This is a genomic window from Streptomyces sp. NRRL F-5126, assembly GCF_000721265.1.
In the GTDB taxonomy this organism is placed as follows: Bacteria; Actinomycetota; Actinomycetes; order Streptomycetales; family Streptomycetaceae; genus Streptomyces.
Map to the genome: position 1 here is coordinate 344,063 of NZ_JOFZ01000007.1, position 11,409 is coordinate 355,471.

An 11,409-nucleotide genomic window follows, 5' to 3' on the forward strand; every position below is an offset into this window, starting at 1 on the left:
CGCGCGTCCTAACGTCCGCCGGAACAAACCGCGTTACGGCGCCCAGCAGGCCACGCCACATCCACCGCCACCCCTCCCAGGAGCCTCCCATGCACCCACCGTCCGCACACCGCGACAGCCGGCGCACGCTCGCGACCGCGTGCGTCGCCACCCTGGCCCTCCTCCTCGGCGTGCTCGGGCTCGCCGCGCCCGCCTCAGCTCGCACGGGCGCCGCCGCCGGCACCTTCCAGCAGGTCACCGACTTCGGCTCGAACCCCGGCAACCTGCAGATGTACGAGTACGCGCCGGTCGGCCTGCCCTCGGGCGCGCCGGTCGTGGTCGCCCTGCACGGCTGCACCCAGTCCGCGAGCGACTACTACAACGACTCGGGCTGGGCGAAGTTCGCCGACCAGTGGAAGTTCGCCGTCGTTTTCCCCCAGACGACCACGGCCAACAACATCGAGAAGTGTTTCAGCTGGTTCGACTCCTCCAAGGACACCCGCGGCAACGGCGAAGCGGCCTCGATCCTCGCGATGGTCACCCACGCCGAGCAGCAGTTCGCCGGCGACACCCACCGCGTCTACGTGACCGGCCTGTCGGCGGGCGCCGGCATGACGGCGGACCTGCTCGCCGACTACCCGGACGTCTTCGCCGGCGGCTCCGTCGACTCAGGCCTGCCCGCGCAGTGCGCTACGACGCTCACCGCGGCGAGCGGCTGCCAGATGAACGACCAGCACCTGACTCCCGCGCAGTGGGGCAAGAAGGTCAAGGACTCCGACCCGGGTTACAGCGGGCCCTGGCCGCGGGTGGCCATCTGGCAGGGGACTGCCGACTACACGGTGTATCCGGTCAACGCCACCGAACTGGTGGCCCAGTGGACCGACGTGTGGGGGATCGGGCAGACCCCGTCCAGCACCAGGTCACTGCCGGGATCCACGACGGAGACCCTGTACAACGACGGCACCGGCGCGCCGGCTGTCGCCTCGTTCTCGATCTCCGGCATGGGCCACGGCCTGGCCATCGACCCGGGATCCGGCGCCGGCCAGTGCGGGGCGACGGGTGCGTACTTCCTCGACACGATCTGCTCCTCCTACTACACCGCCCTCTTCTGGGGTCTCGACGGCCCCGGCGGAGGCGGGGGAGGCGGCACCGGGTCACTTCCGGCGCCTTCGAGCCTGACGGTGACCGCGACCACGGACACCACCGCCGCACTGTCATGGGACGCGGTGGACTCGGCGGCCTCGTACACCGTCTACCGCGACGGCACCGAGACCGGCACGGCCACCTCGACCCACTACACCGACACGGGCCTGACCGCGGGCACCGCCTACACGTACACCGTCGCCGCGGTGGACCCCTCGGGCGCCGCGGGGGCCGCTTCGAGCGCCGTCACGGCCACCACCACCGGCGGCTTCACCCCGCGGTGCTTCACGGCGGACAACTACGACCAGGTCGCCGCGGGCCGGGCGACGACCAGCGGCGGATACGTGTACGCGGCCGGTTCGGGGCAGGCGATGGGCTTGTACAACGTCTTCGTCACCCACACACTCGAAGAGACCGCGCCGGACCACTACGTCGTCGCGGACGCCGGCTGCCCGGCCTGACCGCGCCGGACGCCGCGCCGCTCACCGAAGCGGCCAGCAGGCGGCCCCGCCACCGCCCGGGCCGCCGGGCAATCCGAAGGGCAGCGCGGGGCGGCCGTTGACCAGAGTCGCACGACCGTGCGACACTCGTTTGGCCGGTCCGGATTCGTTGGCGGGACGGGCTCTGGGAGACCTGCGGAGAGCGGCGGTGTCTGCGCCGGGCGGACCACGTCACGTGCAGACAGGCCTCGGGGCCCCGGACGGGCCCGCCATACCGGCGGTATGCGGCAGGAGTCCTCCGGCCCCCGAATCTCTAAGGAGAAACGGCAATGACGCACGATGTACAGCGGCCGTTCACAGACCGGCTGCGCGAGCTGGCAGCAGCGGATCCGGACCGTGTCGCCCTGAGGGCGGAACGCCGGGAGATGACCCGGGGAGAGCTGGAGGAGGACTCCGACGTCCGGGCGCGCGAGCTTGTTCATCTCGGTGTGAAACGCGGCGACCACGTGGTGGTGATGCTGCCCAAGGGTATCGAGTTCGTCTCCGTTCTCCTCGCCGCCTGGAAGGTCGGCGCCGTTCCTGTGCCGCTCAGCACCAGGCTCAGCGACAATGAACTCGCCGATATGCTCGAACTGTTGAATCCCACGATGGTGATCGGCACCGAGGCGGAACCGGCCGCCCGCTTCCCGCGGTTGCCGGCCGGTCACCGTCCCTCTGATCACACCGAGGTCACGTTGGACCGGGGCGTCGTCTCGCCCGCGTGGAAAGCCATCGGTTCCGGAGGCAGTACAGGACGGCCCAAGATCATACTCACCCCCGTGCCGGCGGTCCTGGAGGCGCAACTCCCGGTCAAGGGTGTGCTCGGCATGCGCGAGGGGGACACATGTGTCATCCCCGGGCCGCTCTCGCACAACGGCCCCTTCATGAGCCTCCTTCAGGCGCTCTTGCTGGGAGGCCGGGTGGTGCTCACAGGCCGGTTTGACGCCGAGGGGCTGCTACGGACCGTCGAACGTGAGAAAGCCAGTTGGCTGTACCTCGTGCCGACGATGATGAGCCGGATCTGGAAGCTGCCCGAGGATACGCGTGCCCGCTACAGCCTCGACACGCTGCACACCGTCACGCATATGGGAGCACCGTGCCCGGCGTGGCTCAAACAGGCGTGGATGGAGTGGCTGGGCTCCGAGCGGCTCCGTGAGGTCTATACCAGCACCGAGGGAGTGGTGGTGTTCGCGGCCGGCGGCGCCACGTGGCGCAAGCACCCCGGCACCGTGGGCCTGCCCGTCGGAGGGGAGGTTCAGGTCAGGTCGGCCGCGGGCGACGTGTCGCCCGCCGGCGAACGAGGGCTGATCTGGGTGAGGCGGGACCCCGCGCTGGGGCCGAGCTATGCGTATCTGGGAGCCGAAGCCCAGAGCGACCCGGACGGCTGGGAGACCGTGGGAGACATCGGCCGGCTCGACGGGGACGGCTACCTGTACGTCGAGGACCGCGAGTCGGACATGATGCTTGTCGGCGGGAGCAACGTCTACCCGGCCGAGGTCGAGGCCGCACTGCTCGACCATCCCGCCGTCGCGGACGCCTGCGTCATCGGGCTTCCCGACGACGACCTGGGGCAGGCGCCGCACGCACTGGTCTACGCCGCCTCGGATGTCGACGAGACGGTCCTGTCCTCGCATGCCAGGGACCGGCTGGCGCTCTACAAGTGCCCGCGGTCCTACGAGTTCGTCGATGCGCCACTGCACGACGCGGCCGGCAAGGTGCGCCGCGGGCGGTTGCGGGCCGAACGCGTCAACACCGACGGGGAGGCCGTTCGATGAAGGCGTGGATCAGCCGTGAGGCGGGCGGCCCCGAGTCCCTTGTGCTGCAGGAGCGTCCCGTACCCGGACTCGGCGCCCGGGACGTCCTCGTGGAAGTGCGGGCCGTGGGCGTCAACTTCCCCGACGGGCTGCTCATCCGTGACAAATATCAGATCAAGCCGCCGCGGCCGTTCGTCCCGGGCAGCGAGTTCTGCGGGGTCGTGGCGGAGATCGGGACCGAGGTCACCCGGTTCAAACCGGGCGACGTCGTCGCCGGGGGGTCCGGCTGGGGCGCGTTGAGCGAGTACATCGTCATGGCGGAGCGCCACCTGTTCCGCATCCCTTCCTCTTTCCCCGTCGACGAGGCAGCGGCCTTTCTCTTCGCCTATGCCACCGCCTACCACGCCCTGCACGACGTCGGCCGTGTCCGGGCCGGAGAGACGCTGGTCGTCCTGGGCGCGGCAGGGGGCGTCGGATCCGCCGCCGTAGAGGTGGGGCGCGCGCTCGGCGCACACGTGATCGCGGCGGCGTCGACCCGGGAGAAGGTCGACTTCGCACGGGCGCGCGGGGCGGCGAACGGCCTGGTGTACGACGCGCATCTCACGTCGGGAGAAGGACAGAAGGAGCTGGCGGGCCGGCTGAAGACCTTGGCACCCGCAGGTGTCCACGCCGTGGTGGATCCGGTGGGAGGGCCGTACACCGAGCCCGCGCTGCGCAGCCTCGCGAGAGGCGGCCGCCACCTCGTCGTCGGGTTCACGGCCGGCATTCCCAGCATCCCCCTCAACATCGCCCTGATCAGGGGACGCCAGATCCTCGGCGTGGACTGGTACACCTTCGTCCAGGTGGAGCCCGAGGCCAACGAGCACAACGTCGACGCGCTGTTCGACCTGTGGCGGAGCGGCGACATCAGGCCGCTGGTCACGGAGCGGTTCCCGTTCACCGCCGCGCCCGATGCCATCGAGCGCCTCGACACGCGACAGGCGACGGGCAAGGTCGTCGTCTCCCTGCGGCCCTGACCGAGCCGCACCCTTCCGCATACGGAGCCGATCGGGCTGTGCACCGGATCAAGGGCCCCACCGCAACCGGAAAGAGAAACCGATGGATTTCGAGCTGACCGCATCCCAGTTGGACCTGCAGCGCCGCGCGCGGGAGTTCATGGCCACGGAGGTCATGCCGTACTACCGGTCGTGGCCGGTGGCCGCCGAGGACTACAGTCCTGAACTCCTCGCCCACCTGGAGGGCAAGCAGGACGAGTACGGCCTGACCGGGCTGAACGTGCCGAAGGAGTACGGCGGTCAGGGTCTGGGCGCCATGGAGGACGTCATCGTGCTGACCGAGACCTCAAAGGTGCCGCGGTTCCTCACCGACAAGGCCTTCGCCCCGTGGCCCGTGATGTACGAGGCACCCGAGAAGATCAAGAAGAAGTACCTGTATCCGGTGCTTGAGGGCAAGACCGGATGGTCCATGTGCTTTACCGAACCCGGGGCGGGAGCGGACCTGGCGGGTATCCGCACCACCGCCGTTCACAAGGGCGACCACTGGGTCCTCAACGGCCGGAAGAAGTGGCGCAGCGGTCACGCCGGATCCTCTTACACGGCCGTCGCGGCCGTCACGGACCCGACCAAGGGCAGCGCGGGGATCAGCATGTTTCTGGTGGACAACGACACACCGGGTTTCACCAAGGAGCGCGAGGTCCGAGTCCTCGCGCGCACCTGGGGCAGCGAGGAAGAGCTGGTGCTCGACAACGTCGTCGTCCCCGAGGAGAACCTCCTCGGCGAGCCGGGTGCCGGATTCAAGATCGCACAGCACCAGTTCAACCGCTTCAGGCTCCGTATCGGAGGTATCGCACTGGGCATGTCCGAGCGCAGCCAGGAGCTGGCCGTCGACTACGCCAACGAGCGCGAGGTGTTCGGAGGGAAGCTCGGCGACAACCAGGCGATCCAGTGGATGCTGACGGACAACCACTTCGACATCGAATCGATCCGGTGGACGACGTACCAGTCGGCTTGGCTCGTCGACCACGGCGGCAGCGGCTACGCCGACAAGCGGCTGCAGGCGTCGATGGTGAAGGCCTACTGCGTCGACGCGGGGCTCCGGGTCGTTGACCGCGCGATGCAGGTGCTCGGTGGACGCGGACTCGCCATCGACGACTATCCGTTCGCGGACTTCCACGCCATGCTCCGCATGTGCAAGCAGATGGAGGGGTCGACGGAGATCATGAAGATCGTCATGGCGCGGGACATACTCGGGCGACGCGTCTGAGCATCCGGCGGTGGCGCCGGCGAGGGACCCACGCCGGGCCCGGCGCGCCGCCCCGGCCCACCATGTCGATCATCCACGCGGACCCGGGAGTCGAGGACGGCCCTCACACTGCTCCGGTTCGCAGGACGTCAGGAGCCCGACCATGCGACTGCACGGAACTTCATGCCTCGTCACCGGAGCAGCCTCCGGCCTCGGCGCGGCCACCGCCGAGCGACTGGCAGCTGGGGGCGCCCGGGTGTTCGGCCTCGACCTCGCCTCCCGTCTCGGCGCCGCCCCCGTGGTCGACGGCGTCACGTATGTACCCGCGGATGTCACGGACCGGGAGGACATCCGGCTGGCCGTGGCTCGCGCGGCGGACACGGCTCCGCTGCGCGTGGCCGTCAACTGCGCGGGTATCGGGCCCTCGGCGCGGATCCTGGGCCGCGGTGGGCCTCACGACCTGGATCTCTACGCAGACGTCGTCCGGGTCAACCTCGTCGGGACGTTCACGGTCCTGGTCCTGGCGGCAGAATGCATCGCCAGGACCCAGGCGGACGAGGACGGCAGGCGCGGTGTCATCGTCAACACAGCCTCCATCGCCGCCTACGAAGGCCAGATCGGGCAGGCTGCCTATGCGTCCTCGAAGGGCGGGGTGGTGGGCATGACCCTGCCCGCCGCGCGGGACCTCGCGCAGTACGGCATACGGGTCAACACGATCGCTCCCGGCATTGTCGAGACACCCATGCTCGACAGCGTGAGCGAGGAGTTCCGCGCGAGCCTGGCCGCCGGGGTCCCCTTCCCGCGGCGGCTTGCCCGGCCCGAGGAGTATGCGGAGCTGGTCGCCATGATCGTCAGCCACGACTATCTCAACGGCGAGACGATCCGCATGGACGGCGCACTGCGTATGGCACCGAGATAGCGCCCCCATAGCCTCGACTGCGGCGTGGCCGCTCGCCTGGCAGGGCGGTGCCACGCCGCACGAGCCGAGTCCGCGGCGCTCCCAACCTCGCCCCCTCCGGGAAGGAACAGTCCCCATGAACGACCAGGTACTGGTGGACGACGCGGGCGGTGTCCGCGTCATCACCATCAACAGGCCCCAGGCCCGCAACGCGGTGAACGCGGCCGTCGCCCGCGCCGTCGCCGACGCCATGGACGGCCTCGACGCGGATCCGGAGATCGCCGTCGGCGTCCTCACCGGAGCCGGCGGGACCTTCTGCTCGGGCGCGGACCTGAAGGCACTCCTCACCGGTGAGCTGCCCGTCGTCGACGGCCGGGGGTTCGGCGGACTCGCCGACGCGCCTCCCAGAAAGCCGCTCATCGCGGCCGTCGAGGGGTGGGCTCTCGCCGGCGGCTGCGAACTCGTATTGACGGCGGACGTCGTCGTCGCCGCACGGACCGCCGTCTTCGGACTCCCGGAGGTGCGGCGCGGACTTGTCGCGGCCGGAGGCGGTCTGCTTCGCCTTCCCAGGGCCGTGCCCCACGCCGTCGCGATGTGCATGGCACTCACCGGCGAGCCGATCACCGCCGCGGACGCGGAACGGCACGGTCTCGTCTCCCAACTCACCGAAGAAGGCGGGGCGCTCACCGCCGCGCTGGAAACCGCGCGGCATATCGCCGCCAACGGCCCCTGTGCTGTCCGTGTCACCAAGGCGATCCTGGCGCGCTCCACGAGGTGGGCAGACCCCGAGGAGATCGCCTGGATGAGGCACATGGCCGATCCCGTGTTCTCCTCGGAAGAGGCCAAGGAGGGGGCGTCCGCGTTCGCGGAGAAACGCGCGCCGTCCTGGCGGCGGCGGTGACGGCGCCCGCGGCGGAAGGCCCGCCCCGCCGGCTGTTGCCCGGTTGTCCCAGGCGTGCGTTCAGTCGCCCGCCGGCCGCGTGGCGGCGAAGAGCCCGGGCGAGGCGCCCTGGGGGTCGCGAAGGATCTCGACGGCGCGGGTGAGCTCCTCGGTCGCCCATTTCGTGACAGCGGCCGACGGGTTGATCAACTGGGCGATGGCAAGGCCGTGGGCGTAGGCGGCAAGACGCCCCGCCTCCGTCGCCGCATCGGTGTCCGGTGCGATCTGGCCTGCGGCGATGCCCCGCTCGATGCAGGCACGCCACCGGACGAGGATCGAGTCGGTCTGGGCGAGGAGCCGCTCGGAGACCTCGGCGTCGACCTGCGCGTGCGCCGTGATGGCGAGCCAGAACTGCCACCAGGAGCGGCGCGGTTCGTCCGAGAGCTCGTAGCGGTGCAGGACCCAGCGGAGCGCTTGCGCCGGGTCCATCTCGTACAACTCCTGCGGAAGATCCCAGTAGCCGTACTCGACGGCATCGAGCAGGAGCCCGTGCCGGGAGCCGAAGTGGTAAGTGATCGTGCCGGTGCTCGTGCCGGTGGTCCTCGCGACTTCCCTGAGCGACATCCCCGAGACGCCTTCACGCGCCACACACCGGAACGTCGCGAGGATGATCTGACGTCGGACATCGTCACCCCGGGGCCTCGCCATGCACACGAGCATACCGCGCATGTCCGCCGATCCCCAGAGTCGCGCATCTGTGCGACTCTGGTAGGTGTACACAACACGACCGGAAGGGGACACATCGCATGACGCTCGCACTCGGCCGGGGAACCGGGCCGCTCCGGGGCCTCAGGGTCGTCGAGATCGCAGGCATCGGCCCCGGGCCGCACGCGTGCATGCTGCTGGCCGACCTCGGCGCGGACGTCATCCGTATCGAGCGGCCGGGCGGCCCGGTACTCAGTCTGGAGGATCCGCGCCACGACATAGCACTGCGCGGCCGGCCCCGCGTCACCCTCGACCTGAAGGCCCCCGACGCCGTGGACACGGTCCTGAGCCTCGTCGAGCGTGCGGACGTGCTGGTCGAGGGGGGCCGGCCGGGAGTGGCAGAGAGGCTGGGGATCGGGCCGGACGAATGCATGGCGCGCAATCCCCGCCTTGTCTACGGACGCATCACGGGCTGGGGCCAATCAGGTCCGCTGGCTGCCCGCGCGGGCCACGACCTGAACTACACGGCGGTCGCGGGCACGCTGCACGGGTTGGGCCAGGACCGCTCGAAGCCGCACTTCCCCAGCAACCTCCTGGGGGACTTCGGTGGTGGGTCCACCTATCTGGTGATCGGTGTTCTCGCCGCACTGGTCGAGCGGGGCGCAAGTGGCAGGGGCCAGGTCGTGGACGCGGCCATCGTCGACGGCGTCGCGCACCTCAATGCGATGACCTCCTCCTTCCTCGCAGCCGGCATGCACACCGAGCGGCGAGGAGAAAACATCCTCGACGGCGGCCTGCCGAACTACGACGTCTACGAGACTGCTGACGGCGAGCACATGGCGGTCGGAGCTCTGGAACCGAAGTTCTTCGAGGAGTTCACGCGGCTCCTGGGGATCGAGAGCCCGAAGGCCGCCCCGGGTGGAGCGGCGGCGCCCGGAAAACTGCGAGCCGAGATCGCCGCACGGTTCCGGGAACGGACGCGCGACGAGTGGAGTGAGGTGTTCGCCGGCAGCGACGCGTGCGTCACGCCGGTCATGCGACTCAGTGAGGCGCCCGCGCATCCGCATGTCGCCGAGCGCGGGGTGTTCGTTCAGCGCGACGGGGTCACCCAGCCGGCGCCCGCACCGCGCTTCTCCCGCACCACCGCCAGCCTGTCGACGCCGCCGAGCGAGCCTGGGGAGAACACGGTGGAGGCGCTCACCGCCTGGGGAATCGACGACGCGGAGAGTCTCGTCGCAAGCGGCGCCGCCGTGCCGGCGGCGCGATGACGCGGACCTGGCCCGGTCCCGGATCCCGGCGGAGTCCGTTTCCGGGGTGTCCGGTTCGGGTCGGCCGAACTGGCCCGCGCCGTCAGGGCCTGACCGTGAGGGTCCCCTGTTGTTCGCTGCCGCCGTCGCGGCAACCGTGAAGCAATACGCCCTCATGGCGATCGACACGTACCTCCTGGGCACGCTTGGGCAACGGGCAAGAAGTGCACCTGATGAGGCCAAATGGCGTGTCCGGTCCTCGCGGATGAGGACTCCGTCGTTCTCGCCAAGGGTGTCGGCGACGTATTCCTGCACGTCATCGCGGATCTCGTCGGGGTTCCACTGTGCGCCGGCGAGCAAGTGCTGCAAGCCGCCCGGGGCGAGCAGGCGCGAACGTAGTCGCGCATGCGGCCGCGTAGTTCCACTCGGCCGAAGCGATGGCCGATGGTCACGGAGAGATCGTCCAGTTCCAGATCCCACTGGTGGCGACATGCTCGGTGATCACGTCCGGAGACCGCCCCGCCACCCGCTGCACTCCACCACCCGGCGAAGCCCACAGGCCAGGAAGTGAAGTACTGCTGGAGTACTGGGCGGCCGGGTACGCCACGCGGTCCACCGCCCAGCCGGCGGCGTGCCGTGCACCGGCGCACCGATGCGGCAGAGCGGCAGCCCGGCGGCGGTAGGAGGGGGACGGCCGCCGGACTCTCGTGCCGAGGTCGTCCGCCTGCACAGCTTGTATTGTGCAAGTCTCAACATCACGAAGGGAAGTCCCACGTGAAGACCTTCACCATGCCCGGCACCGGCATCCTCGCCCCGAACATCGTGCTCGGCCTGATGCGCATCGCCGACAAGACTGACGACGAAGTCCGCGAACTCGTCAGTACCGCACGTGACGCCGGCATCGACTTCCTCGACCACGCCGATGTCTACGGCGGCGAGCTCCACCACTGCGAACGCCGTTTCGCCGACGCGATGGCGCTGAGCCCCTCGCAACGCGACGAGTTCACGATCCAGACGAAGGCCGGCATCGTCACTGACGGACCGTACTTCGACTTCTCCCACGAGCACATTGTCAAATCGGTCGAGGGCTCACTCGCGGCCCTGCGGACCGACCGTATCGACATCCTGTTGCTGCACCGTCCCGACGCACTTGTCGAGCCCGAGGAGGTGGCACGCGCCTTCGACGAACTCGAAACGTCGGGCAAAGTGCGCGCCTTCGGTGTCTCGAACCACACCCCGCGCCAGATCGATCTGCTGCGCAGGTACGTACGTCAGCCCATCGTCGCCAATCAGCTTCAGCTCTCGATCACCCATGAGCCGATCATCGCCCAAGGAGTTGCCGCGAACATGCTCGCGGAGCAGCAGTCGGTGACTCTCGACGGCGGGGGCATCGTCGACTACTGCCGTCTGCACGACATCACCATCCAGGCGTGGTCGCCCTTCCAGGCCGGCTTCTTCACCGGTGTCTTCCTCGGCTCGCCGGACTACCCCGAACTCAACGCTGTCATCGACCGCCTTGCCCGCCAGTACGACGTCCCCGCGATCGCCATCGCGACTGCCTGGATCACCCGCCACCCCGCCCAGATGCAGGTCGTGCTCGGCACCACCAATCCGGAGCGCGTCGCGGGCGCCGCCCAGGGCTCCGAACTCCCGCTCACCCGCGCCGAGTGGTACGAACTGTTCCGTGCCGCAGGCCACCTCGTTCCCTGAGCCCGGGCGCAGGGCCCGGCCCAAGGCCCCATCCGGTGGCCGACCGCCTGGAACAAGACTGCTCGCAGGCCACCTGAACACCTGCGCGGATCCGGTGCCTCACTCGCCAAGAACGCCCGGAGCCGTTGGGAGTGCTTTGGGTCCCCGCCCGCGATCGCCGGGCACGAGGCAACTCAATGGCGCCCCGCGCTCCACGAGCGCTCCGTGACGGATACACCGATGTCCTGTCCTTCATGTGGCTGTCCGCCACGGCTTGGGTGAGCCTGGCGGGCCGCGGGCCTTCAGGTCAACAACCGCATCACCAACTCGTGGGGCTGCTCGTACCGGGAGTGTCCACGAAGCACCACTCGCCCGTGTACAGGCGCGTATGCCG

Annotated in this window: 9 protein-coding genes and 1 pseudogene; 8 read left to right on the forward strand and 2 right to left on the reverse strand. The window is 69.6% G+C overall.

Going from position 1 to position 11,409, the window contains the following annotated elements; genetic code table 11:
* The first annotated feature begins 89 nt into the window (after positions 1-89).
* The 6 genes from IH48_RS0117790 (at position 90) to IH48_RS0117815 (ending at position 7,395) form a co-directional block, all read left to right on the forward strand.
* On the forward strand, positions 90-1,583 hold the full coding sequence (locus tag IH48_RS0117790) for an alpha/beta hydrolase family esterase (RefSeq protein ID WP_030904912.1): 1,494 nt from the start codon (positions 90-92) through the stop codon (positions 1,581-1,583).
* 308 nt (positions 1,584-1,891) lie between these two features.
* Positions 1,892-3,376: an AMP-binding protein gene (locus IH48_RS0117795; protein ID WP_030904914.1), complete on the forward strand. Its 1,485-nt coding sequence runs from the start codon at positions 1,892-1,894 to the stop codon at positions 3,374-3,376.
* A complete protein-coding gene (locus IH48_RS0117800; protein WP_030904915.1) occupies positions 3,373-4,371 on the forward strand; it encodes an NADPH:quinone oxidoreductase family protein in 999 nt (332 codons plus the stop codon). The genes IH48_RS0117795 and IH48_RS0117800 overlap by 4 nt, the downstream gene beginning before the upstream one ends.
* Before the next feature lie 82 nt (positions 4,372-4,453).
* The gene (locus IH48_RS0117805) at positions 4,454-5,617 is read left to right on the forward strand and encodes an acyl-CoA dehydrogenase family protein (RefSeq protein WP_030904916.1); all 1,164 of its coding nucleotides are present in this window, start codon (positions 4,454-4,456) and stop codon (positions 5,615-5,617) included.
* A gap of 142 nt (positions 5,618-5,759) precedes the next feature.
* Positions 5,760-6,515, forward strand: a complete 756-nt coding sequence (locus tag IH48_RS0117810) for an SDR family oxidoreductase (protein ID WP_030904917.1) — start codon at positions 5,760-5,762, stop codon at positions 6,513-6,515.
* A gap of 115 nt (positions 6,516-6,630) precedes the next feature.
* Positions 6,631-7,395: a crotonase/enoyl-CoA hydratase family protein gene (locus tag IH48_RS0117815; RefSeq protein WP_030904918.1), complete on the forward strand. Its 765-nt coding sequence runs from the start codon at positions 6,631-6,633 to the stop codon at positions 7,393-7,395.
* Positions 7,396-7,455: 60 nt separating this feature from the next.
* Here the strand turns inward: IH48_RS0117815 and IH48_RS34435 are convergent, their stop codons facing one another.
* Positions 7,456-8,082: a TetR family transcriptional regulator C-terminal domain-containing protein gene (locus tag IH48_RS34435; RefSeq protein WP_158710317.1), complete on the reverse strand. Its 627-nt coding sequence runs from the start codon at positions 8,080-8,082 to the stop codon at positions 7,456-7,458.
* Between the two features lie 98 nt (positions 8,083-8,180).
* Between IH48_RS34435 and IH48_RS0117825 the strand changes: the two genes are divergently transcribed.
* Entirely contained in the window at positions 8,181-9,347 is a 1,167-nt protein-coding gene (locus IH48_RS0117825; protein WP_030904920.1) for a CaiB/BaiF CoA transferase family protein, read from the forward strand.
* Between the two features lie 234 nt (positions 9,348-9,581).
* Here IH48_RS0117825 and IH48_RS37645 read toward each other — a convergent pair.
* Positions 9,582-9,799 (reverse strand): annotated as a pseudogene (locus IH48_RS37645) (IS701 family transposase); the annotation flags it as partial.
* Between the two features lie 301 nt (positions 9,800-10,100).
* Between IH48_RS37645 and IH48_RS0117835 the strand changes: the two are divergent.
* On the forward strand, positions 10,101-11,036 hold the full coding sequence (locus IH48_RS0117835) for an aldo/keto reductase (protein ID WP_030904932.1): 936 nt from the start codon (positions 10,101-10,103) through the stop codon (positions 11,034-11,036).
* Positions 11,037-11,409: the final 373 nt, after the last annotated feature.